A 24,037-nucleotide genomic window follows, 5' to 3' on the forward strand; every position below is an offset into this window, starting at 1 on the left:
GGAGAAACTTAATGTCACGATTTTTTATTGATCGGCCCATATTTGCATGGGTGCTTGCTATCGTTGTGATGCTGGCAGGTATCTTAGCAATTAGAAGTTTGCCGGTTGCGCAGTATCCATCCATTGCACCACCTGCAATTAGTATTCAAGCCACATACCCTGGTGCGTCGTCCGTACTCTAGAAGATACGGTTACACAGGTTATTGAACAAAAAATGAAAGGGTTAGATGGCTTGCTCTACATGTCTTCAACCTCTGAGTCTAACGGCTCAGCGACGTTAACCTTAACATTTAGTGCAGATACAGACCCTGATATCGCACAGGTTCAAGTACAAAACAAATTGTCGCTTGCAACACCGTTATTACCAGAAGAAGTACAACGTCAAGGTGTGTCGGTTGCAAAATCTGCTCGTAACTTCTTAATGGTTGTTGGCTTTGTATCTGAAGACGGCAGCATGAACAACATCGATATTGGTGATTATGTTTCATCAAACGTGCTTGATATAATTTCGCGCGTAAACGGTGTCGGTGAAGTACAGCTGTTTGGTTCTCAATACGCAATGCGTATTTGGTTAGACCCAGCAAAGTTACTTAAATACTCGTTAACTCCTGCTGATATTAGTGCCGCAATCAGTGCTCAAAATGCGCAGGTGTCAGCAGGTCAATTAGGTGCGTTGCCAGCGGTGAGTGGCCAGCAATTAAATGCAACGGTAACTGCACAAAGCCGCTTACAAACACCTGAGCAATTTAGAAATATTTTTGTAAAAACCAATGCTGATGGTTCAGTTGTTCGTTTAAGTGACGTTGCTGATGTTGAATTAGGTGGTGAAAATTACGGTGTTGTTGCGCGTTTTAACGGCAAACCGGCATCAGGTTTAGGTGTTAAGCTTGCTAGTGGTGCTAATGCACTTGATACAGCAGATGGCGTAAAAGCCGCCCTTGCTGAACTTGAGCCTTTCTTCCCTGAAGGTTTAACAACGGTTGTTCCTTACGATACGACGCCATTCGTATCACTTTCAATTGAGAAAGTAGTAAGCACTCTAATAGAAGCTGTTGTGCTGGTGTTCTTGGTCATGTACTTATTCTTACAGAACTTCAGAGCAACACTTATTCCGACTATTGCAGTACCTGTTGTATTGCTTGGTACGTTTGCTATCTTGCAAGTGTTTGGCTTCTCAATTAATACCCTAACCATGTTTGCGATGGTACTTGCAATCGGTCTACTGGTAGATGATGCAATCGTCGTGGTTGAAAACGTTGAACGTGTTATGACTGAAGAGAACTTATCTCCTCTTGAAGCAACACGTAAATCAATGGATGAAATCAAAGGTGCCCTTGTTGGTATTGCGATGGTGCTCTCGGCAGTATTCGTGCCTATGGCGTTCTTCCCTGGCTCAACAGGGGTTATTTATCGCCAGTTCTCAATTACTTTAGTAACTGCGATGAGTTTATCAGTGTTGGTTGCATTGATTTTAACGCCAGCTTTGTGTGCGACCATGCTAAAACCTAGTCATGTACATAACGATAAATCTTTATTTGGTCGTTTCTTCCTTGGCTTTAACCGTGGTTTTGACAGAACGAACTCGGGTACACAAGGTTTTGTGTCTCGCATGATCAAGCACAGTAAACGCTACTTACTTATTTATGGTTTAATCGTGGGTGGCATGGTGTTTATTTTCTCACAATTACCATCGGCATTCTTACCAGATGAAGACCAAGGTATTTTGTTTAACCAAGTCAGCTTACCTGCCGGTGCGACAACAGAGCAAACGTTAAAAGTTGTTGAAAAGATGGAACATCACTTCTTAGAAGAACAATCAGAAGCGGTAAAATCTATCTTTACGGTAACAGGCTTTAGCTTTGCAGGTTCTGGTCAAAACGCGGCAATCGGCTTTGTGGGTTTAAAACACTGGGATGAGCGTCAACGCCCTGATCTAACCGTCGGTGCGGTTGCAGGTAAAGCCATGGGGTACTTCTCAACCATTAAAGAAGCATTCGTGTTTGCTTTCCCACCTCCTGCGGTTGTTGAGCTTGGTACTGCAAACGGTTTCACCTTGTTCTTACAAGATAGGGTTGGTCTAGGTCACGAAAAACTACTTGAAGCACGCAACATGTTTTTAGGTATGGCTGCACAAAACCCGGTGTTATCAGGTGTGCGCCCGAATGGTCAAGAAGATAAGCCAGAGCTTGAGCTTGATATTGATTTAGCAAAAGCCGAAGCATTAAAGTATAACGCAAGCAGATATCAATAATACGTTATCAACGGCTTGGGGTAGTAGCTATGTAAATGACTTTATTGACCGTGGTCGTGTGAAAAAAGTGTACTTACAAGGTACGCCAGAATCACGCATGGTGCCAGAAGACCTAGATGAGTGGTATGTACGTAACAATAATGGTGACATGGTGCCATTTACTGCCTTTGCTCATTCTTATTGGACCTATGGCTCACCGCGTCTTGAGCGTTATAACGGCTTCTCAGCGATGGAAATCCAAGGTGCTGCTGCTCCAGGCTACAGTACGGGTCAAGCGATGGCTGAAGTTGAGAAAATAGTTAAGAAGTTACCACCGGGTGTATCGTTCGAATGGACAGGTATTTCATATGAAGAACGTTTAAGTGGTGGTCAAGCGCCATTACTGTATGCACTTTCATTGTTGGTTGTATTCCTATGTTTAGCGGCGTTATATGAGAGCTGGTCAGTTCCTGCAGCGGTAATGCTTATTGTACCGCTTGGAGTCTTTGGTGCGTCGATTGCGTCATTTGTATTTAATTTATCTAACGATATTTATCTCCAAGTGGGTCTATTAACCACCATAGGTCTGGCATCAAAAAATGCCATCTTAATTGTAGAGTTTGCAATTCATAAAATGGATGAAGGTATGAAACTTGTCGATGCCGCGGTAGCAGCTATTCGCCTTCGTTTACGTCCAATCTTTATGACATCAATGGCATTTGTGTGTGGTGTACTACCACTGGCAATTGCATCAAGTGCAGGCTCAGGTGCACAAAACGCACTCGGTATTGCTGTTATTGGCGGTACGCTTGCGTCATCGACTATTGTGGTAATCTTTGTGCCGCTGTTCTTTGTACTGGTGCGCCGAGTATTCCCCGGCAAAACAAAATCAACTAATGAGGAGCAGGCATAATGAAAGCTAAACTTATCTCAGTGTCTGTTGCTGCACTTATGTTATCTGCCTGTAATATGGCGCCAGATATGGAGCAACGTGAATTACCTGTTGCTCAAAACTATGATATCCAAGGTACAGCGGGCGATATCAATGCGCTCAATTGGCAGTCATTTTTCAGTAATGCGCAACTTCAACAGTTGATTGCGCTAACGCTTGAAAACAACAAAGATATTAAAACTGCTGCACTGAATGTGCAGCAGGTTAGAGCAATGTATCAGATTGAAGATTCTGCACTTTACCCAAGCATTGATCTCAATGCATCGGGTACTCGTCAGCGTCTTCCAGCAGATTTATCTGGTACTGGTCAAGCTACTATCTCTGAAAACTATTCAGCAACTGTTGGCTTAACCGCTTATGAGATTGATCTTTGGGGCAAAGTCCGCAACCAATCAGAGCAAGCTTTGCAAAACCTGTATTCTGCAGAATACAGTTTAACCAGTGTACGCATTAGTTTGATTTCTGAATTAGTGAATGCATGGCTTAACTATGCGACTGACAAAGAGCTATTGGCTTTAGCAAACGAGACTTTAAAGTCTCAGCAGGAGTCTTTAGAGCTAACCCGTAAAACATTTGCTCTAGGTGCTGCCTCTCAGTTAACGCTATCGCAACTTGAAAGCACAGTAGCAACCGCGAAAGTTGATATCGCAAACTATCAGCGTTTATTAAAGCGCGATAAAAATGCCCTCGACTTTTTAGTGGGTAAAACCGTGACTGCGGATTTATTACCATCACAAAATATTGATGATGTACTGAGTTTACCGGATGTGCCAGTAGGGTTACCGTCAGAGCTTCTTACTCAGCGACCTGATATCAAAGCTGCAGAGCATGATTTATTGGCAGCCAATGCAAATATTGGTGTGGCAAAAGCGGCATTCTATCCAAGCATCAGTTTAACCGCGAATGCGGGTACAGCTTCTGCTGACTTGAGTAATCTTTTTGATTCAGGTTCAGGTACTTGGAGTTTTGTACCTTCAGTAAACTTGCCTATTTTTAATATGGGTCGCAATCAAGCTAATCTCGATGTTGCAAAAGCACAGCAAGAAATGGCAATAACCAGTTACGAGCAAACCATTCAACAGGCATTTAAAGAAGTCTCTGATGCCCTTGCTGACCGTGAAGGTTATATGCACCAGCTAGATGCCCTGAATGATTTGTACCAAAGTAATGAGCTATCTTTTACTTTATCGGATGCGCGTTTTCAAAAAGGCGCAGACAGCTACTTGCAAGTATTGGATGCACAACGAAATTGGTACAGTGCAGGACAACAGTTAATTTTGGGTAAGCAAGCGTATTTGGCGAGCCAAATTAATTTGTATAAAGCACTGGGCGGCGGCTGGAATGCACAAAATACTGTGCAATAAATCAGCAAAAGCATAATTTATTTAAGGTTTTGCAGGATCTTAGTTGTTTTGACTCTCCTCTAAGATTAAGATCCTGTAAACCTTATTTAAATTAAAGTTAACCATAGTCAGTAAAGCTTGGAGAAACCATGACGCAAAAAACAAAAAGACACAATGACCCTGCGCTTGCCGAGGCAAGACGTAATCAAGTGCTTTGTGCCGCGGCAGATTGTTTTCGACGTAAAGGCTATCATGGCGCGGGAATGGCGGAAATCTCGAAGACTGCGGGTATGAGTGCTGGCCATATCTATAATTACTTCGCCAGTAAAGAAGCAATTATAGAATCGATTGTTGAACGTGATATGGAAGAAATGTTCTCAATCTTTAAAGAGTTTGCTGATAAACCCGGCGATCGTGTCACTGTTCTGCTAGATGGTCTTGACCGAGGCGTTGAGCGCCATACCGATTTGAGTCAAGGTGCGCTTGATTTAGAAATGCTTGCCGAGGCAGCACGTAATGAAAAAGTCGCTAACTTACTGCGTGAGTCAGATAGCCACGCCCGTGATTCAATGCGCGAATTATTAGTGGGTGAAAAGGGATCGTTACAAGGAACGGCACTTGAAGAAGTGAATGCTCGTATCGAAGTGATGTTTTCTGTGATGGGGGGGCTTTTACTACGCAAAATGCTGAACCCAGATCTAGATATTAATGAATTACTTAAAGCACTTCGCCCAACAATGAAAACCTTGTTACTACATTTTGAATAAAGCGCATCTACTAGCGCTTACTAAAGCTTTAGATAGTTACGAACTAAATTTAATGGCAATAAATCGATTTACAAAACGAAATTTTGCCTTAGTAGCATAGGGTTTTCATACCTATAAATCGACGTACTAATTAGGTGAATTGGTGTCAAATGATTGATTATTTTCACTTAACGTGAACACTCTACTAAAGTTTGCAATGTCAGCAATTGCCTTGTGATTAGCATCAACTTCAAACAACGCACTGTAGTTTATGGTGAATGCTTGTGTAGTAGGACAGGTTATTTGAACAGGCACGACAATATATGATTCATTAAAATGTGAGTCGATTTTTAAATCCCCCTCATTATGCAGCTTACAGCCTATGTCATTCTGATTCACAACCAAATGTTTAGCTAAGTATTTTAAAATACTCTCTTTTTGGCTCTTGATCTCTTGCCATGTAATTACATCATTTGTGTTAATGTCAAAAGGTATAACATGTTCTAAGTCAATAACAGCAACTTGCCATTGCCCTTTTAACACTAACTGCTCGTTTTCGGTTTTTGTTAAGTTAAGATACGCTGTACTTAATTGATGGGCGTTTATTTTAAAGCTACATGCTATTAAAAATAAAAGAGCCGCTGCTAAGATTTTCATGATAATTCCTTAATTGCTAGTGTTAGTGAGTGCTAAAAGTTTTTTATCACTGTCTAATTTAGCTTGTTGCCAGTTCATTTCTGCCCAGTATTTAGCTTTTACATTATTTTTATCTAATGTTAAGTAATACAAAGCTAAATCACTGGCATGATAGGTGTCTTGACGCCGTTCTCTTAGTATCACTCGCTTTCTCATTTTTTCTTGCCATTTATCTGATTGCTTCTCAATTTTTTCAGCTTGCGCTAGGCGTAATAATATAGCGTCTTCCAAGTTAGTATTTTCAGCAGTTAAACTTGCTAACGTTGATAATACTATCTGGTGGTTTTTCTTTGCCATTTGAGCGTCAGCCCATAGAACAACTAAACTGACAGGGGCTGTTTTTAGGTCAAGGTTACTGAGGTAAGTTATCGTTTGTTCTGGATAGCCTAACCTATAGACCATCTCGGCGAGCACATGACGCGTGTTTCTAGTCATTGACGATTCTTTTACAATGGTTTGTAAAGCTTGATAACTTTGCTCAAGTTCACCTGTTTGACTCTTAACATCGAGAGAGCAGGTAGAAATAGTTTCCAGTCCAACTAAACCAAATAATGATAAACACTGTGCAAGTGCTTGTTCAAATCGACCTTTAACCATCAGTAAATTTGCTTTTAATAAAATAGCATTCGTATGATCAGGTTTGCGTGAGATAACTTCTGAAAGAATATTAATTGCTGCTTCAAACTCATGTTCTCTTTGTAGTAAGCGAGCATAAAAATAATGTATATCGGGATCTTCGGTTAGAGTAATTTGTTTTTCTAAATAGCTTTTTAACATACCTTGATTTGTTTCTGTTTGACCAACAAATTGGCTTTTATTAAATAAGGCGGTTAGTTGTTCTTTAGTGAATTCAGTTTCTTTCGGTTTGCTTGATAAGGCTATAACATCTTTATCATTTGGTATATAAGGATCCGCATGAGTGTAAGTGCTAAAAACGAAAGCTATGTATAAAAGATATTTCATGATTGCTCCAGAAATAGCCATCCGTGGCCAAGCTAAAAACTAATTCCCGTTTAATAGATCATCAAAATTTGCCTCAGAACCTGTATTAATAAATTCTCGACCATTCAATCGAAGAGGTTCATCATTTACATCTTGAATAAATGCGGCCCGACCAAGCGTTGCAAAGTCAACTTGTAAGGTCTCTATCGTGATACTTACTGTTGCTGTTACCTGACTATTCACACCATCACTGACTGCAAATTGAAAACTATCAGAACCGACAGTCTCTAGGTTTGGCGTATAAATATAGCTACCATCCGTATTTACATTTACAGTACCTAAACTTGGCTCACTCACTAAACTAAACGTTAACGTATCGCCATCAGGGTCTGAGCCTTCGAGCATGTCGTTAATAACGGTTTCAGTCTGAGTGGTTACCATTGCATCTTCTGCGCTAGGTGCTGAATTAACGACTTCAGTATCCATATTTTTCTTACTATCACTATCGTTACAAGCGACTAGTAAGCTAGACAATACAATGAGTGTGATACTTGAGAGTTGTAATTTACACATAATGACTCTCCTGTTTATTTAGAACCAGCAATTGGGGTAGCAAGGTATGGGAAACTGCTATCCATCATGCTTGCATCAAGAGGCGCACCATCTGTGAAAGGTACATTACCAACACTTGCATCATCTGATGTACATAAACCAAGATCAGTGTCTGTGCCATTAACAGGGATCGGATAACATAAACGGCCCATTACAACACGTAATGCGATATCAACTACATCATCACCAGGGCGACGGCCATTCGGAAAGCCAGCTAAATCATCACCTGCGACACCAAATGCTGATTGCTCATTTTGAGGTGTTGCGGCAATTGCTGTGTTTAAGCGAAGCATTTCAGATGGCGTTACTGTAGCAAGTTGATTTACACCAGGGAAACCCGTTAAAAATGCGGTGACTAAATCATTTCGTGGGAAGTTAGTCGGTGCCAATGTTTCAATATCTGTGCCCAACGTCGTATTAACAGCGTCTTTAAAGAGAATATTTAATAATTCAGGTAAAGAAGGGTGGGTAACATAGTCGGCAAATTGACCATCATCGGCAGGTGCTGAAGTAGAAAATGTGTCTTTATCTTTAAGGCCAATTACTAATTCGTTCACTAATGGGTTACCAAGACGCGAAACCTGCGTTAAAGCACCGCCATTTACCGAAGTTTTTGCAAATGCGGCATTAGGATTTAAAATGCGTGCTTGGAGCAAACTTGCCGTTGTCCAGCTACCAATTGTGCCATTCCCTTCACCTACTACACAGGCTTTTGGTACTTCTACAGCAATTGCAGTGACATTCTTCATAGCTAAGTCATCATTATCAGCTGTTTGTGTAATCCCGCCTGGGAATCCACCACCATCGCCTGCACCTGGCGCACTATCACCTTCAACAGGGACGTAATTAACTAAATCAAATGTTTTGCCTAGATTCACAACAAATGGGTCTTTTCTTTGACCTACAAACACTTTGCCCATGCCATCACATCCAGGCAGTGCGACACTATAAACAAATTGATTTGCGTACTCTTGGTATGAAGCCATTGAAGAGAATGTCTTATTACCAATGTAATCGAGAGGTTTATAAAAATCGTTGCTGCTATTGGTGGTGTTTGTCAGCATGCTTTTTGTGCCGGAACGTTGTGAGCCAGAAATTACACTCACAGTATATGACTCACTGAAATTAACGTCAGCATTATTGCCTGCTGAAACGCCACCAACATTTTTTAGAGGAACTGCGACTGTTCTTTGATTACCTTCGGAATCGACGGTAAGAGCAACTCCCATATTGTTGTTCGGTAACATACTTTTAAAATTAAATGCGAATGTCATATCTTCAACAGCATCACCATCGTTATCAATATGGATGCTATAAGTCGCGTCTGGATCCATCGCAAAGTAGTTTGGTCCGCCATAGGCATCTTGCAAAGGAATATAATTGGCAATAAAGGTTACGTAGTCACCTCGACCTTCTTCGTAACTATTAAAAGCATAAAAGTCAGTCGAATCTAACGTTGGAAAGCGCGTAATATTAGGTGCTTCTCGGTGGCTAGATGCTTCAGAAATAGAAGTGAATAAGGTACTACATACTGCAATAGTGATTAGAGATGGTATTACTTTGTTCATGACTTTTTCCTTAGTTGTAAAATAAGTCATTGCTAGTAACGTACTGGCAATCTTATTGGATGCAAAAAAGTTAAAGTTTTTTAGAAAAAAGTAAAAAGCCGTGTTTAAACACGGCTTTTAATTTACAAAATAATGAGTTCTGTAGTGAAAAGTACCTCAGTTGGAGAGCCATTTGGCGAGCCTCCTAGAGGTTCTAAACTGATAGCGAGTAGTGAAATTTCTGTCGCATCAAACTCTATGTGTTTTGGTAATTCAAGTGTTCCCGATTTTGGAAGTAAACCTAAAGAAACCGGCGCATCTTTACCTTTTAAGATCATCCATAGCTCATAATCTTTATCAGTGCGCGGAACAAGTGCTGTTGCAGCTCGAATCGATAAGTTTTCATCTTTTACATCAATAAACCAAAGGGGTTGTTCAGCCTCATTTTTAAAAAGGGCTATTTGTTCTGATTTAACTTTCGTTATTTCCTGAGGTTGCCAAATAATTAAAGCTAACACTATACATGCAGCCGTAGCGATGAGTGACCAAGCTTGTAATATTGATGATTTAGATTTATTTGGCTTGCTTGTTATAGGTATTACCTGAGGATCGATCCTGCTAACAATTTTCTGCCAAACATGTTCATCTGGAGGCACAGATTCTATTGAACTTGCAAGGTTGTTCAAGTGTTGTTCCCACATCCAAGTTGCTTCACGTGCCCGCGTTGAAGTTAGCATTAACCGAGTGAATCTATCTCTTGCTGAACCACGTAATGTCCCCAGTACATATTCAGCCGCTAACATATCAATGAGTGTTTGATTTTCATAATTCATAGCGTTAAGCACCTTTGTAGTTGCTGTAAACCACGTCGGATCCAGCTTTTGACTGTTCCAAGCGGTGTCGCGATGTGGTCAACTAATTCGTGATGAGTCAAACCTCTATAGTATGCTAAATGAATAGCCTGTCTTTGCTGAGGATCAAGCTGTTCGATACAATCTACCAATTTGCTGTTGTCTTCATAATTAACATCAATAGGTAAATCATCTAAATGATCATTTTCATCAACAAGAGTTTGTTCCTTACGCACTTTGTGATGGCGAATCATATCTAGGCTTCGATATCTAACTATGCTGATCATCCAAGACATAACAGCGCCTTTAGATGATTGATATTCACTTGCGTTATGCCAAACTTTAACAAAAGCATCTTGTAAAGCTTCCTCGGCGTGCGCTCGATTGCCAAGCATCTTAAGACTTATTGCGAAAAGTGTTGCGCTGGTCTTCTGATATAAGTGACCAAAAGCAATTTTATCGCCTTTAGCTGTAGCACTTAATAGGGTTAATAATTCATCGTTTTCCATAGATTTCCTTTGTTATTATTAATAACGATTAGCTGACAGTTTTAGATGCAATTCATTTATGTTTTTACAAAAAGAATGGTTTAATTTTGTAAAAGTAATTCTTTTCCATTAGTTAGCGTAGCAGGGTTGCAAGACAAGGCAAACTTACATGTGAATATTATGTAAACTTGTGTAAGTTATTCATAAAGTAGTGAAAAAATGTCCTAAACTAAATTGGTAAGCTTTTTAATAATTGCTAAATTGCTGATTTTTCATAGTCTATAAAGCTATTTAAATGGCTTTATATGGAGTGAAATTTGCAAGGTATTGTGCAATTAGAATAACAAGGAGTGATTATGTGGGCAGCATTTAGTTACTTAGCATTAGCGATTGTATTTATAATTGCGGCTATTCGCGTAGAAACTGTGTACTTTGCACTGTTTTTTTATTGGACTGCACTGTCGTTACTATTAGTCAGTGGCGCATATTTTTTTAATATCGCGCGTATTTTTAGAAAACGCGAAAATGGCGTTATTCCTATTTATATTCGTTGGGCTTTTATCCCCTTCTTATTGGGTGCACAGCTTTACAATGCTTGGTCGCGTAAACACGATAAAGTACCGCCATTACAGCAAATTAATGAGCATTTATTTTTAGCCTGTCGTTTATTTCCTTCCGATATAGACACTATGAAAGAAATGGGTATTACGGCTATTTTAGATGTAACTTGCGAGTTTGATGGCCTTGAATGGTCTTCTACCCAAGAGAATATTCGTTATTTAAATATTCCTGTTCTTGATCATAGCGTGCCAACACGCGCGCAACTACATCAAGCAATTAATTGGATTGACCATCAAGTAAAAGCTGATAGACGTGTGGTAGTGCATTGCGCTTTAGGACGATGTCGTTCTGTATTTGTGATGGCAGCTTACTTACTTAGCCAAAATAAAGATGCCGATGTACACCAAGTACTCGCACAAATTAAAGAGACACGAGAAACTGCAAATTTAAACAAGCGCCAGCTGCGTCATCTAGTGCGTCGCCATCGTAGAGGTGACTTATTAATCAAAAATAAAGCTGTGCTCATTGCTAACCCTGTTTCTGGCACAAAACTGTGGGAAGCTAAACGTAAGCAAATTACATCTCGTTTGTCTGAGTATTACGATTTAACTGTTTACACCACTTCAGAGCAGGTAAATGGTACTGAGTTAGCCAAAGAAGCACTTGAATTGAACCCTGATGTAGTCATCGCCTGTGGTGGTGATGGTACAGTAACAGAGGTGGCAAGTGTACTTGTTAATACAGACTGTAAACTGGGGATTATTCCTTTAGGTACTGCAAATGCCCTCGCTCATGTGTTGATGGGTATACAATCGAAGCTTATTCCGGTAGAGCAGGCGTGTGAGCTTATTATTGAAGGGCAGGCGAGTCGGATAGATACCGCTGTGTGTAATGGCGAGCGTATGTTATTACTTGCAGGAATTGGTTTTGAACAAAAGATGATTGAAAAAGCCCATCGTGATGCTAAAAATGAGTCTGGGCAATTAGCTTATTTACAAGGGTTTTGGCAAGCATTAGGTGAGCATGAAGCGCAAGACTATGTTGTTACTCTTGATAATAACGATGAGCAAACAATCAATACTACCAGTTTAATCATCGCCAACGCCGCGCCATTTACTACTTTACTTGCTCAATCTGCAGGGCAGCCAGATCACCAAGATGGTTTATTGGATGTTAACTGGCTAACACCTAGTGCCGATTCTAAAGCGAGTACTTTAAGTATTGCGGAGTTAGTGTTCTCGAGTATTACACAAACTAGTTTTGCTATTAACAGTCACCACACAAATGCTAAACGAGTAACAGTACGCGCAGCAAAAGGGTTGAGCTATGTTATTGATGGTGAAGTTAAAACTGCAGATAAACTAGAGGTGGAGATATCACCGAAATCGCTTTCGGTGATTGTAGCAGCTGAAGATTAAGTGGTTACTTTTTGATGCTTTTCCATTGGAAAGTGCCATCATCAGCTTGGTCATTATCGATAAAGGTATCAATATATAACTGCTCTACTTTTTCTCGTGCCCAAGGGGTCTTTCGTAAAAATTTAAGACTCGACTTTACACTTGGGTCATTTTGAAAGCAGCGTACATCGACGTGCGCTGCCATACCTTCCCAACCAAGTTTTTCTTCAAGTTTAGTAACGATGTCGGCTAATTTAACGCCATGTAACGGATTATTTGGTTGATTGTCCATGATAAATCTTAGGTTATTTGCAACCGCGCAATAGTACCCTATCTGTGCGTTTTAATCTAATTGACGTGAATCGTTTTCGTTTGTTTAGGGTAAATAATCTCGCCATTAGCATTTAGTCTGAGCCACGCCAAATCACTGTTTGAAAAATTAGGCTGTTTGGCGCTGCAAATTAAGGTCATCTCGCCAACGACAATATAGGCACCTTCGGTATAGCGTTTATTTTCATACCAACACACTTTTTCATTGTTTAACGCCTCTTGACCATCAAGCACGATTAATGGTTTTTCCTTAGCGTGCGCTTGATTTAGAAACCCTAAAGTAAACAAAGTACTTAACAGTAAAATTTTCTTTAACAAAATACGCCTCCCGTTGGGCAGATTTGTATAACTACACTAAGCTTATGACAAGGAATAAATAATAAAAAGGTGAACACATGCAATTTGATAAAAATATGATCGATGAACTAATCCTGCTTGCAAAATTTCCTCGTAACTCTCAAATGCAGGGAATTAAAATACACTCCGATGCAGAAAACTCAATTAAAGATGCAGCAAAACGGCTTTATGATAAAGGTATTACTGATAGTCCTGATGGGGGCTACTTAACGGACTTAGGGCTCGATTTAATCAACCATGTGAGTGTGATTAACTCAGCGCTTAGATAACAAATATAAAAGGTTCCGAATTGTTCGGGCCTTTTACATTAATCATACTAACGCTTAAATCGCATCTGGCTGATTTTGTGGTGCAGCATCTATAAAGGCATCAAGCTTATTACATTGCTCATAAACAGCTGCAATTTTAGGGTAATTGGTCATATCAACCTTAAAGCGCAAGGCATTAAATACTTGCGGCACTAAGCACACATCTGCAAGCGTTGGTTTGTTGCCCACACAAAACGTGTTCGCTTCATCAAGTAGCTTTTCGATACTCTCAAAGCCAACTTCTACCCAATGCTTATACCAGGTTGTTTTTGCTTCTTCATCAACACCCAGATCGTTAGCCAAGTATTTTAATACGCGCAAATTATCGATAGGGTGGATATCACACGCTACGGCATAACATAAATTACGGATCTGAGCTTTTTGCCATGCATCACCCGTTAACAGTGGCGTTTCTGGATGAGTTTCTTCTAGCCACTCTAAAATAGCCAGCGACTGCGCAAGTACCCCTTGCTCAGTTTCTAATGCAGGCAATAACCCTTGAGGGTTCTTAGCTAGGTACTCGTCGCTTTGCTGTTCGGATTTTAATAAATTAACTGTCACCAACTCGTGATCAATGTTCTTTAAATTAAGCGCAATGCGTACTCGATATGCAGCTGATGAACGAAAATAGCTATAAAGTTTCATTATACGTCCTGTTTACCTGTGAAATGTTTTTTAATAGTGCGCCAACAGTCAGTGTAATTAGGCTGACGCTCTTTACCTTCAAGGGCATATTTAGTTGGTGAAATAACGTAACGCGATTCGAACATAAATGCCAAAGTGTTTTCGTAGCGTTGTGGTTCAAGTTCAGCATTTGATGCTTTTTCGAATACATCGGCTTCTGGTCCATGTGGCGACATACAATTATGTAAGCTAGAACCACCTGGTACAAAGCCATGCTCTTTGGCATCGTAGACACCTTCGATTAGGCCCATAAACTCACTCATGATATTACGGTGGTAATAAGGTGGGCGGAATGTGTTTTCAGCCACCATCCAGCGTGGAGGGAAGATAGCAAAATCGATATTAGCAACACCTTTTGTACCTGATGGTGATGTTAATACAGTAAAGATTGATGGGTCTGGGTGATCGTAACTTACTGTATTCATAACATTGAATCTAGCAAGGTCATACTTGTAAGGTGCACTGTTACCCGTCCAAGCAACCACATCTAATGGCGAGTGACCAATATCACAACGGAACATATTGCCATTGAATTTAGCAACGAGTTCGAAATCACCTTCTACATCTTCAAAAGCGGCTACAGGGTAGTGGAAGTCACGGTCATTAGCATAACCATTGGCACCGACAGGGCCGCGCTCTGGTAAAATATAGGCATGGCCATAGTTTTCACAGATATAGCCACGGGCTGTATCAGTAAGCAAATCAACTGCGAACTTAATGCCACGAGGAATTACGGCAATTTCGCCTGCACGAACGGTGAGTATCCCGCACTCGGTTCTAAGTAATAGCTCACCTTGTTGCGGCACGAATAACATTTCACCGTCAGCATTATAAAAGTAACGGTGTTGCATTGATTTATTAGCGACATAAATATGAATACCAATACCTGTTTGTGCATTGGCACTACCGTTGGCAGCCATAGTGACTAAACCATCTATAAAATCAGTTGGCTGTGCTGGAATTTCAATTGGATCCCAACGCAGCATCGTCGGTGGTGTTGGCACTTCTGTAATAGGAGCGGTGCGAATAAGGCCATTATCAATTGGCGTGTAATCACCTTGTATTACTGACGGGCGAATGCGGTAAAACCAAGTTCGACGATTATCAGCACGGGGCGCTGTAAAAGCCGTAGTACTGAACTGCTCAGCATATAAATCGTATTTAACTTTTTGCGGGCTGAATTGACCGATAGGTAATGCACCGGGTAATGCTTCGGTTTCAAATTCATTACCAAAGCCAGTCAAATATTGTAATTCGTTATTCATCACTAGACTCCTGAAAGGTTTTAGGTAAGATACTCTCATGTGAGACTAAATTCAAACTACACTGAATTTACTTGTGTAAATATTCTTTGACAGTAGTGCAGCCATGACGACAGATAATCAAACAACGCTCGATTTAAAACAGTTCTTACCTTATTCACTAACTAATATTGCAATGCAAATGAGTGAGCAGTTTAGTGAGCTATATCAACAGCAGTTCGATTTAACCGTGCCACAATGGCGGATAATTGCGAATTTAGCGCAATATGGTGAGCGCACTGCCAAAGAATTATGTGATATGGCACGAATGGATAAATCAACGGTGTCTCGTGCAGTAAAGTCGCTATTGACCAGAAACCTTATAATAGCCAAAGAAAACCCTAAGGATAAACGCGCAAGTTTGTTATCGCTTTCCGTTGAAGGGAACCGTCTTCATGAACAAATTGTGCCATTAGCAAATGAGTGGCAAGCAGGTTTAGTGAGTGACTTAGATAGCCAAGAACTTAAACAATTTATAAGCACTCTTAGTAAGCTTTCCAATCACCTAAATAAAAATGTTTAAATCTGTAATCAAGGCTTTATAGCAATTGATTTAGACAATCGATACATATATGATAATGGCTATCATTTACAATTAGAAACTTGGATGTCCCCCCTATGAAATTAGCGTTAAACACCGTTAAAACACTAGGTCTTAGCCTAGTATTAGCATCTACTTTTATTGCCCAACCTGTATTGGCAAATGGCCCAATTGGTGAGCACGTTAATCATCTAAAAGAAAATTTAAAAGATTACTCAGAAGACGTTGAGTGGATGGTCGGTAAAGTTGACACCATGGTTACCGATTATGAAACAAAAGGCGCAAAAGCAGTTAAAAGCGATGATTTAATTGAATACTGGGAATCAGTAAAGTTTCACAGTGCGATTGAAACGAATTATGTGCCGGTTTATGCATCAATCTGGCAAGGCATTTATGGTATCAAAATGGCTATTGATGACAAAAAACCAGCAAGCGAAGTACGTAAACACCAAAAGGCCTTAAATGCTGCCTTGTGGCAGGGTCTTGGAGCTGTTAAACTTGCTGCTGACTTCCAGCAAAAAGGCTTATTAAAAGCTGTAAAAGCAACTGCTTCTGAAACAATGACGCAAAGCGCTACTATCGATGAGATCAAACATAAATTAGACCGTGTTGTTGCAAAATACGCAGAACGTTTAAGCGATGAAGCAACGCAAATTGTACACGATACTTACCTTCACTTATTTGAAGGTGTTGAAGGTACACTTATCGAAAAAGATGCGAAGTTAGTAGAAGTACTCGAAAAAGATTTTAACGTAACCCTGCCTAAAGCTATTTCTGATAAAGGGTCTGTTGACCAAGTCCGTGCAGTGGTTGTTGATATGCAAGAAAAACTAGATCGCGCTAAGGTGTTACTAGAAGAAGCCGAAAAAGCACGTAAGGATGTATTTTAGTGAAGCGTAGGACCTTTATTCAAGGCCTGGCTGCGTTTGGGGTAGTAGGCGCAATGCCGCTACCTCTTTCTCGTGCCTTTGCAACCTCTGCTGCAAGCCCAATTTCAGTGAAAGACTTACCATCCCTAGAGGGTGACCTAACTTTATATTTAGGCCGTGGTGAAGGTGGTTTGTACGAAAACGTACTGCAATCAATCCAAAAGAAAAACCCAAAACTTAATTTATCTATTCGCCGTGACCAACTGCTGCACTTGCCAACATGATAGTGGCAGAAGCGAAAGCGGGTGTTAAACGTGCTGATCTATTTTGGGCGGTTGACTCTGGTGCGATTGGCTTAGTCACAGATGCAGGTTTAGCTAAACCGCTACCATCTGACTTAGAGGCGCAGTTACAACCGCAGTTTCGTTATCCGGGCTGGGCACCAGTGACAGGTCGTATTCGTACATTGCCTTATAACACTAAGCGCCTAAGTAAAGATCAGATCCCAGATAGCATAATGGCCATTGCTGATAGCGATTTATCTATTGGTTGGGCACCGGCTTATGCTTCTTTCCAATCATTTGTCACGGCAATGCGTATTCTTGAAGGTGAAGATAAAACCGCTAAATGGCTTAAGAAAGTTCAAAAACGTTCGAAAACCTATGCAGGCGAGCTTGGCGTAGTGATGGCTGTTGAGCGTGGTGAAGTGGATATTGGTTTTGCAAACCATTATTACACGTTACGTCTTAAGTCAGGTAAACCTGATGCTAATCTTGATCTAGCATTCACCAATGAAGATGCCGGTTGTTTAGTTAATGCATCAGGTGTGTTATCACTGACAGACAACCCAAATGCAATGAACTTTATGCGCTACTTACTAAGTTCTGAAGTACAAAGTTACTTAGCACGTGAAGCGTACGAAATTCCATTGATCCAGGGCATTGAACAGCCTGCTGGGTTACCAGCATTAACGGATGTGTCACCGCCGAAAATCGATTTAACTCAATTGGCAGATTTAAGGCCAACACTTGACCTTATGCGCAGTAGCGGTATTTTATAATGCGCATACCTGCTTCTTATCCCATGGCGCTGCTTGCAGCGCTTTTGGCGTTAGTGCCAGTTTATATTCTGATCACCTTAGCCAGTGATGCGACGGCTGTTTTTGATAGTCATAATTTAAAAATTCTTGGTAACACTTTATCACTTATGGTGTTAACTGTTTTAGGCTCTATTTTAATTGGCGTGCCTCTGGCGTTTATTAGTGCCTATGTTCAACTTCCTTTTAAAAAGCTTTGGCTTGTTTTGTTTGCAGCGCCACTTGCTATTCCAAGTTATATTGGCGCGTTTACTTTATATGCAGCATTTGGCCCCGGTGGTGAGATAAATCAGCTGCTAGGCATTGAAACCCCGCCTATGTATGGCTTAACGGGTGCAGCCATTGTAATGACGCTATACACATTCCCGTTTGTAATGCTAACTACGCGTTCGTCTTTACTTAGTCTCGATGCCAGCATGGTAAACGCGGCTCGCACTTTAGGCATGTCGATGCCGATGAGTGTGTTTAAAGTCATATTACCGCGCGTAATAAACGGTATAGCGGCGGGCTCATTACTTGTTGCACTTTATACCCTATCAGATTTTGGTACACCGGCGATGATGCGATTAGATACCTTTACTCGGGTAATCTATGTTGAATATAACGCCTTTGGCTTAAGTCGTGCAGCGATGTTGTCGCTTCAATTAATGGTAATAGTAGGCTTTTTACTGTTCATCGAATCACAAATTAAAACCGCTTCAGAGCGCCACGGTAGACCGCTGATGTTATTCCCATCTAACGGGCAAAAGTTAGCCATGCTGGTGACTTTTCTACCTGTTTTATTATTGGCTATTTGTTTGCCGTTAGCCATTTTTACCCTTTGGCTTGCCCGTGATGGTGTTGCTGATTTTGATTTCAGCATTGCGTGGAACTCAGCTTATGCATCTGGCATTGCGGCTATTGTCGCTGTTGTGGTTGCTGTGCCTGTAGCGCATGCTGCCTTAAGCGGTAAAGTAGGGCGCATTATGGAACGGGTTACTTATTTCGGATTTGGTATTCCAGGTATCGTAATGGGTACTGCACTTGTTTATGGTGGCCTGCAATTACCGCTTTTATACCAAACTCTGGCATTATTAGTGATTGCCTATGTGCTGCGCTTTTTACCGTTGGCAGTTGGCTCTGTGCGAACCAGCACAGAACACTTAGATTCGAGTTTAATTAAATCAGCTCGCGTATTAGGCGCAAGCCCTCGTGAAGCATTTATGCGTATTACCTTGCCTTTAACACTACGCGGTATCATTGCTGGTGCAGCCTTGGTATTTTTAGAATCAATGCGAGAGCTTGAAGCAACATTGTTACTGGTTCAACAGGATTTGAAACCCTATCAACCTATTTGTGGCGAGTTTATGAAGCCGGTTATTTCGGTCGCGCTGCCATTCCTGGGCTCTTGTTAGTAGTGATATCAGCATGTGGCTTAGCTATAATGCTCTCAGGTGAAAAGCGCAGTCAATTAGAACATTAAGGATCAGTTTAATGCTATCAGTTAGTAAGCTGTCTATCGATTATGGTAGCAATCGTGTGGTAAGTGAACTTAACTTATCACTTGGGGAAAGTGAGATCCTCATGCTAGTTGGTCCAACTGGCTGTGGTAAAAGTACAATTTTACAAGCGTTAGCAGGGCTTATTCCTATCAGCGAAGGCGAAATTAACTTAGGCTCATGGCGGGCAACACCCAAATTAAAAGTACCACCAGAAAAGCGTAAAGTAGGGATGGTATTTCAAGACTTTGCGTTATTTCCGCACTTAACGGTACAGCAAAATATTTGCTTTAGATTAACCGATACTTCAAAAGCAGATCACTGGATTAAGTTACTGGGTCTTGAAGCTTTTCGTGATAAAAAGCCCGCTACTTTATCGGGTGGTCAAAAGCAGCGTGTAGCACTTGCCCGTACATTGGCTCATGAACCTGACTTTGTATTGCTTGACGAACCTTTATCAAACCTTGATGCAGCTTTAAAAGATACCCTTCGTTGGGATATTCGTAATGCATTAAAAGATGCTGGTGTACCTGCTATTTGGGTAACCCATGACCAAGAAGAAGCCTTATCTGTCGGTGACCGAGTTGGCGTACTGAAAGAAGGGATTATTCAGCAAATAGATACCCCTGAACGCTGCTTTAGCTTACCAAGCAATCGCTTTGTTGCACGTTTCTTAGGTGAAGCAAGTTTCATTGCCGGTAACTGTGAAGGTGATATCGCCACCACTGATTTAGGTAATGCCCCAGCTATTAAGGTTGATCATGAAACCGCGAAGGTTGATGTATTACTTCGCCCTGATGATATTAATCTTATTCAAAATGCAGCTACTAGCAATGGTAAAGTGACATGGGTCCGTTACGAAGGTGGCAGCCGCTTATGCGCTGTTAAACTGGCATGTGATACTGTGGTGACAAGCCGTGTTAGCCATGAAGTGATGGTACGCCCAGGTGATGCAGTGCATGTTTCTATCAATACAACACATCCACTTGCGGTTTACGCAGCTTAAATAGACATAACTGTGCAGGTCTCATTGGTTTGCATTTACATATCAGTGTAGGTCGGGCTTTAGCCCGTCATCATTTGGTGTTTAAACATTTGTCGCCATAAATGACGACCTACATAACAATCTTAGATCGAGTTAAACATCAGCCCTCAGACGCGATATAAAATCTGCTACATGTAAATGCATTAATTTGTTATTTCAAGCTTTAATCTTGGTACTGGCTTATTTTCCTCTCGTATCTCGTATCTCATATCTACACCCATTCCCGGCTAAAGTCAGTCCTACGAAAAGATTTATCAGGTATTAGGTTCTAGGTTTTATGTAGAAGGGCGCGATGTAAAGTCGCTGATACCTAGCAAATCGCTAACTTTACTCTTGGAGCTTTACGCTTGCTAACTTTCCCCTAGTAGCTTTACTCTCGTAACTAGCAACTCCCTAAGTTTCTCCAAAACGTAAAAAGCCCGCCAGTAGGGGCGGGCTTTTGCTTTATAACAAGGTTAACTTGTTATTAGAATGTGTAACGTACACCTACACGCATTTCCCAAACTGATGCACCGCTTTGAGTTGCAGTTTTACCATTGTTAGGGCTGAAGTCAGAGTATACGTAACGACCCTGGTCATCGATTGATGTTTTGATCATACGGTTACCAACGAAGTTACCTTTCTTAAGTACGCCCCAATCATCGTTTAACATGTTAGTTAAGTTATCGATAACGAAGAATACTTCACCTTTGTGACCAGGCATGAAACCAGGTAACTCTTGAGTCATCTTGAAGTTAACTTTAGTGAACCAATCAGCATTTTGGCTGTTACGGCTAACGATTTCACCGCGTTCAAGGCCTTGAGCTGAAATCCACTGGTTAAACTCAGTCACTTCTTCAGGTGTCATGTCGTAAACAACGTTAGGGTCATTTACTTCAGGGATATACATTAGCTGACGGCTGCGGTTAGAGTTGCTATCACCCCAAACACCGTCACTACCGTTATATGTATAGCTGTAAGGTAGACCTTTGAACGTTTCGCTGAATAAGTTGAAACGTGTGCTGTAGCCATCAAACAACTCAGTTGTATAACCTAATGTCATTGTGAAGCGATGCGGGATCTCGTAATCAGATGTGTGTGCACCTGGGTTTGTCGGATCGTATGTCGCCATGTTACCGTAGTTTGAACTCGCTACAGAGCTAGTCATTGGGTTTACATCTGTTGAGTCAGTGTAAGCATAAGCAAGTTGTACGCTAATACCGTTATCAAAACGCTTACTCATTGCAGCAGAAATGATGTGAGACTCACCGCTATCACCACTTACGTTAGTCAGCAGTAAGTCACCGCTACGACCTTCGATAGACTCAAGAATTGGACGACCATCAAATGTAGTTCTGCCTGAATCTTGTAATGCGATGTCTTGTAAAATTGCAGCATCTTTACGCTTAGTGAATAAGTAATCTAGAGAGAAAACGTATTCATCTTCAGTTGTGTATGTTGCACCTACTGAGTATTTCCACTCTGATGGCATTTCAAAGTCTGGGTCAACAGCATTTACTGATGAGTCACCTGCACCTATTTCAGTGTTAGCAACTTTATTATATAAATCTTGAGGTACTTCGTAACCTGGAGTACCACCATTAACATTTGGAGTGTCAAATAGGTTTAGACGTGCTTGTCTTTGTTCTTCATCTAGATAATAAACACCGTCTACATCTTTAATACCGGTACTAATATTAGTGATACCGTCGTTTGAGTACGAGTTAGATAACCAAACGTTCGGGTTACCACCAGAGAATATACGTTTACACCTGCACGTACTTCTAACGAGTCTGTTGCATACCATTCAAAGCCTACACGTGGTTGAATTAAATCGATGCCATCAAATGTTGCTTGGTTGCTGAAACCGTAGCGGTTTGTAAAGTTCTCGTTGTAGTTAGGCGCGTCATCACTTGTGTATTTATCATAGCGAAGACCAAATGTTAACGTCGCATCTAAATCTGTGAAGCTATACTCATCTTGTACATAGAAAGTATGCTGAGCATAAGAGAAGCTTGCAGCTGCATCGGTCGGGTTGTTTGTACCCGCAGCATTGTTGTAGTACAAGCCATCAGCAATTCCATCTTCAAAATCATCTACAGAGTTAAAACGCCACTCACCTTGCGTATGCTGTACGAATTGGTTAAATACGTCTAGCTTTTCGTACTCATAGCCACCGGTAATCGTGTGTTGATCAAGGTAGTAAGTACCTGCAAGTTTTACAGTCGTTGTCTCATAGTCTAGGTCATTTGATTGACGTGAGTCATCTGGACCAATGTAGATAGTACCACCGTCAGCGGTATCAATTTGCATTTCACCAAAGCTGCTTGCAGCATCTAAAGATTGTACCGTTGCATCTAGCTCTGACTTACCAATACGAACTTCAGTTGAGAAGTTGTCTGACCAATCTGAGTATAGTGAACCGATGATTGATGTAAACTCAGCACCTTGCTTGAAGAAGTGATTATCTAAAGCTACTGTATCGCTGTATGCATCTGATTGAGATAGCGTGAAAGCATCATTGTAGTTATAGATTAAGTTTGCACGATGGTCATCGTTGATGTTCCAGTCTAACTTAATTAAGATTTTTTCATCTTCTACTGGAGCACTAGATGGCATGCCACCTGCGTCATAACCGTATACGTCTTGTGCGATTTGCTGTACACGAGCAACGTCTGCAGCTGAAACACTACCTGTGTTTAAACCGCCATACTCGTATTGTTTAACGCCTTCAACTTTTTCGTATGAGGTGAATAAGAAAAGGTTATCTTTGATTAGTGGTAAACCAACGTTGAAGCCGTAACGTTTTTCAGTGTAATCACCGTTGTCGTAGTCTTCACCTTCGATTTTATCGCCTTTCATTGAATCATTTGTGTAATCGAAGAAAACACCACCGTGTACTTCGTTACCACCAGATTTAGTAACTGCGTTGATGTTACATGATGTGAAACCGCCATATTGAACATCAAATGGTGCTAGCTCAACTGCAACTTGCTCGATTGAATCGAAAGAGAAAGGAGCACCGATAGTTGGGTAACCATTTGAGCTTAAACCGAAGTTATCGTTCATACGAACGCCGTCAAGCGTTAAGCTGTTAAAACGTGGGTTACCACCACCACAGTTGATTGAACCGCGGCTATCATCGATAGTTACACGTGGGTCGATACGGATGATATCTTTTAAATCACGGTTGATAGCTGGTTGGTTTTCTAAATCTTCAAGAGTGAACGTTGCAGCAGGACCTGTACCACCAGACATACGGCTGATAGGGCGACCAGTAACTACGATTTGTTCTACATCAGATTGTCTCTCTAACGTAACATTAACTGGGTAGTCAGCACCCACTTGTAGGTTAATGTTGTTGAATGTTTGATCTGCGAATACGTCAGAATCTACAACAACGCGGTAAGGACCACCTACACGTAGCGTTTTTTGCTGTGAAGTAACCCGCATCGTTCGTTTCAGTTTCTTTAGTTGAACCTGAAGGTAAGTGAACGATAGTGATCTTAGTGCCAGCAGCAGGGTTGCCGCTAGGACCTTTGATTTGACCCTTGATAGCAGATGTTGTTTCATTTGCTAACGCTGCACCACTCACACCAACACATGCTGCAATAGCAAGTGATAGAGCTGTTTTGCGGAGTTGGATTTTCATTATGTTATTTCCCGTGTTAGAGGTTATGTTTC

General features: G+C 41.0%; 17 protein-coding genes and 4 pseudogenes. 10 read left to right on the top strand and 11 right to left on the bottom strand.

What is annotated here, in order from left to right; all coding sequences use genetic code 11:
- Window positions 1–11 precede the first annotated feature (11 nt).
- The 3 genes and pseudogenes from ACRWSG_RS21740 to ACRWSG_RS21750 all read left to right on the top strand — a co-directional run bounded on the left by ACRWSG_RS21740 (window position 12) and on the right by ACRWSG_RS21750 (window position 5,292).
- Window positions 12–3,143: pseudogene (locus ACRWSG_RS21740) on the top strand (efflux RND transporter permease subunit).
- Window positions 3,143–4,546 (top strand): efflux transporter outer membrane subunit, encoded by a 1,404-nt coding sequence (locus tag ACRWSG_RS21745; protein ID WP_166340955.1) that lies wholly within the window; start codon window positions 3,143–3,145, stop codon window positions 4,544–4,546. Before ACRWSG_RS21740 ends, ACRWSG_RS21745 begins: the two are co-directional and overlap by 1 nt.
- Window positions 4,547–4,674: 128 nt before the next feature.
- On the top strand, window positions 4,675–5,292 hold the full coding sequence (locus tag ACRWSG_RS21750; RefSeq protein ID WP_462167512.1) for a TetR/AcrR family transcriptional regulator: 618 nt from the start codon (window positions 4,675–4,677) through the stop codon (window positions 5,290–5,292).
- A gap of 126 nt (window positions 5,293–5,418) precedes the next feature.
- Here ACRWSG_RS21750 and ACRWSG_RS21755 read toward each other — a convergent pair whose 3' ends face one another.
- The 6 genes from ACRWSG_RS21755 to ACRWSG_RS21780 all read right to left on the bottom strand — a co-directional run bounded on the left by ACRWSG_RS21755 (window position 5,419) and on the right by ACRWSG_RS21780 (window position 10,428).
- A complete protein-coding gene (locus ACRWSG_RS21755; protein ID WP_054552178.1) occupies window positions 5,419–5,928 on the bottom strand; it encodes a hypothetical protein in 510 nt (169 codons plus the stop codon).
- Between the two features lie 9 nt (window positions 5,929–5,937).
- Window positions 5,938–6,930, bottom strand: coding sequence for a tetratricopeptide repeat protein (locus tag ACRWSG_RS21760; RefSeq protein ID WP_462167513.1), 993 nt, complete (start codon window positions 6,928–6,930; stop codon window positions 5,938–5,940).
- Between the two features lie 39 nt (window positions 6,931–6,969).
- Entirely contained in the window at window positions 6,970–7,482 is a 513-nt protein-coding gene (locus tag ACRWSG_RS21765) for an Ig-like domain-containing protein (RefSeq protein ID WP_138617319.1), read from the bottom strand.
- Window positions 7,483–7,496: 14 nt separating this feature from the next.
- Window positions 7,497–9,089, bottom strand: coding sequence for a DUF4331 domain-containing protein (locus tag ACRWSG_RS21770; RefSeq protein ID WP_462167514.1), 1,593 nt, complete (start codon window positions 9,087–9,089; stop codon window positions 7,497–7,499).
- A 122-nt stretch (window positions 9,090–9,211) separates the two neighbouring features.
- Complete coding sequence (locus ACRWSG_RS21775; RefSeq protein WP_054552182.1) at window positions 9,212–9,901, bottom strand: anti-sigma factor; 690 nt, start codon at window positions 9,899–9,901, stop codon at window positions 9,212–9,214.
- A complete protein-coding gene (locus ACRWSG_RS21780; protein ID WP_138599809.1) occupies window positions 9,898–10,428 on the bottom strand; it encodes a sigma-70 family RNA polymerase sigma factor in 531 nt (176 codons plus the stop codon). The genes ACRWSG_RS21775 and ACRWSG_RS21780 overlap by 4 nt, the downstream gene beginning before the upstream one ends.
- A gap of 335 nt (window positions 10,429–10,763) precedes the next feature.
- Here ACRWSG_RS21780 and ACRWSG_RS21785 point away from each other — a divergent pair, with 335 nt between their 5' ends.
- Window positions 10,764–12,386: a diacylglycerol kinase family protein gene (locus ACRWSG_RS21785; protein WP_462167515.1), complete on the top strand. Its 1,623-nt coding sequence runs from the start codon at window positions 10,764–10,766 to the stop codon at window positions 12,384–12,386.
- Window positions 12,387–12,390: 4 nt separating this feature from the next.
- Here ACRWSG_RS21785 and ACRWSG_RS21790 read toward each other — a convergent pair whose 3' ends face one another.
- A complete protein-coding gene (locus ACRWSG_RS21790; RefSeq protein WP_055198859.1) occupies window positions 12,391–12,657 on the bottom strand; it encodes a VF530 family protein in 267 nt (88 codons plus the stop codon).
- A 56-nt stretch (window positions 12,658–12,713) separates the two neighbouring features.
- Window positions 12,714–13,013 carry a DUF1496 domain-containing protein gene (locus ACRWSG_RS21795; protein ID WP_054552186.1) on the bottom strand — a complete coding sequence of 100 codons (300 nt, stop codon included), beginning with the start codon at window positions 13,011–13,013 and terminating at the stop codon, window positions 12,714–12,716.
- 77 nt (window positions 13,014–13,090) lie between these two features.
- Here ACRWSG_RS21795 and ACRWSG_RS21800 point away from each other — a divergent pair, with 77 nt between their 5' ends.
- Window positions 13,091–13,321 carry a TIGR02647 family protein gene (locus tag ACRWSG_RS21800; protein WP_166340967.1) on the top strand — a complete coding sequence of 77 codons (231 nt, stop codon included), beginning with the start codon at window positions 13,091–13,093 and terminating at the stop codon, window positions 13,319–13,321.
- 54 nt (window positions 13,322–13,375) lie between these two features.
- On the opposite strand, the gene maiA is transcribed toward ACRWSG_RS21800, so the two are convergent.
- Together maiA and hmgA are read right to left on the bottom strand one after the other, a co-directional pair.
- Window positions 13,376–14,005 carry a maleylacetoacetate isomerase gene (gene maiA, locus ACRWSG_RS21805; RefSeq protein WP_138617312.1) on the bottom strand — a complete coding sequence of 210 codons (630 nt, stop codon included), beginning with the start codon at window positions 14,003–14,005 and terminating at the stop codon, window positions 13,376–13,378.
- Window positions 14,005–15,309, bottom strand: coding sequence for a homogentisate 1,2-dioxygenase (gene hmgA, locus ACRWSG_RS21810; protein WP_462167516.1), 1,305 nt, complete (start codon window positions 15,307–15,309; stop codon window positions 14,005–14,007). Before hmgA ends, maiA begins: the two co-directional genes overlap by 1 nt.
- Window positions 15,310–15,412: 103 nt before the next feature.
- Between hmgA and ACRWSG_RS21815 the strand changes: the two genes are divergently transcribed.
- The 5 genes and pseudogenes from ACRWSG_RS21815 to ACRWSG_RS21835 all read left to right on the top strand — a co-directional run bounded on the left by ACRWSG_RS21815 (window position 15,413) and on the right by ACRWSG_RS21835 (window position 20,335).
- A complete protein-coding gene (locus ACRWSG_RS21815; protein ID WP_138617308.1) occupies window positions 15,413–15,868 on the top strand; it encodes a MarR family winged helix-turn-helix transcriptional regulator in 456 nt (151 codons plus the stop codon).
- A gap of 95 nt (window positions 15,869–15,963) precedes the next feature.
- Window positions 15,964–16,776, top strand: a complete 813-nt coding sequence (locus ACRWSG_RS21820) for a hypothetical protein (protein ID WP_054552191.1) — start codon at window positions 15,964–15,966, stop codon at window positions 16,774–16,776.
- Window positions 16,776–17,815: pseudogene (locus ACRWSG_RS21825) on the top strand (extracellular solute-binding protein). The gene ACRWSG_RS21820 and the pseudogene ACRWSG_RS21825 overlap by 1 nt, the downstream one beginning before the upstream one ends.
- Window positions 17,815–19,313: pseudogene (locus ACRWSG_RS21830) on the top strand (ABC transporter permease). The pseudogenes ACRWSG_RS21825 and ACRWSG_RS21830 overlap by 1 nt, the downstream one beginning before the upstream one ends.
- Window positions 19,314–19,324: 11 nt before the next feature.
- Complete coding sequence (locus ACRWSG_RS21835) at window positions 19,325–20,335, top strand: ABC transporter ATP-binding protein (RefSeq protein ID WP_054552194.1); 1,011 nt, start codon at window positions 19,325–19,327, stop codon at window positions 20,333–20,335.
- Window positions 20,336–20,840: 505 nt separating this feature from the next.
- Here the strand turns inward: ACRWSG_RS21835 and ACRWSG_RS21840 are convergent.
- Window positions 20,841–24,005: pseudogene (locus tag ACRWSG_RS21840) on the bottom strand (TonB-dependent receptor).
- Window positions 24,006–24,037: the final 32 nt, after the last annotated feature.

It is taken from the genome of Pseudoalteromonas sp. GB43 (genome assembly GCF_054923805.1).

Bases quoted from the DNA above. Each gene is read 5' to 3' on its own strand.
- ACRWSG_RS21765 (WP_138617319.1), bottom strand. From the start codon at position 7,482: ATGTGTAAATTACAACTCTCAAGTATCACACTCATTGTATTGTCTAGC.
- ACRWSG_RS21760 (WP_462167513.1), bottom strand. From the start codon at position 6,930: ATGAAATATCTTTTATACATAGCTTTCGTTTTTAGCACTTACACTCAT.
- ACRWSG_RS21745 (WP_166340955.1), top strand. From the start codon at position 3,143: ATGAAAGCTAAACTTATCTCAGTGTCTGTTGCTGCACTTATGTTATCT.
- ACRWSG_RS21820 (WP_054552191.1), top strand. From the start codon at position 15,964: ATGAAATTAGCGTTAAACACCGTTAAAACACTAGGTCTTAGCCTAGTA.
- ACRWSG_RS21790 (WP_055198859.1), bottom strand. From the start codon at position 12,657: ATGGACAATCAACCAAATAATCCGTTACATGGCGTTAAATTAGCCGAC.
- ACRWSG_RS21770 (WP_462167514.1), bottom strand. From the start codon at position 9,089: ATGAACAAAGTAATACCATCTCTAATCACTATTGCAGTATGTAGTACC.
- ACRWSG_RS21835 (WP_054552194.1), top strand. From the start codon at position 19,325: ATGCTATCAGTTAGTAAGCTGTCTATCGATTATGGTAGCAATCGTGTG.
- ACRWSG_RS21800 (WP_166340967.1), top strand. From the start codon at position 13,091: ATGCAATTTGATAAAAATATGATCGATGAACTAATCCTGCTTGCAAAA.
- ACRWSG_RS21775 (WP_054552182.1), bottom strand. From the start codon at position 9,901: ATGAATTATGAAAATCAAACACTCATTGATATGTTAGCGGCTGAATAT.
- ACRWSG_RS21815 (WP_138617308.1), top strand. From the start codon at position 15,413: ATGACGACAGATAATCAAACAACGCTCGATTTAAAACAGTTCTTACCT.
- ACRWSG_RS21785 (WP_462167515.1), top strand. From the start codon at position 10,764: ATGTGGGCAGCATTTAGTTACTTAGCATTAGCGATTGTATTTATAATT.
- maiA (WP_138617312.1), bottom strand. From the start codon at position 14,005: ATGAAACTTTATAGCTATTTTCGTTCATCAGCTGCATATCGAGTACGC.
- ACRWSG_RS21750 (WP_462167512.1), top strand. From the start codon at position 4,675: ATGACGCAAAAAACAAAAAGACACAATGACCCTGCGCTTGCCGAGGCA.
- ACRWSG_RS21755 (WP_054552178.1), bottom strand. From the start codon at position 5,928: ATGAAAATCTTAGCAGCGGCTCTTTTATTTTTAATAGCATGTAGCTTT.
- hmgA (WP_462167516.1), bottom strand. From the start codon at position 15,309: ATGAATAACGAATTACAATATTTGACTGGCTTTGGTAATGAATTTGAA.
- ACRWSG_RS21780 (WP_138599809.1), bottom strand. From the start codon at position 10,428: ATGGAAAACGATGAATTATTAACCCTATTAAGTGCTACAGCTAAAGGC.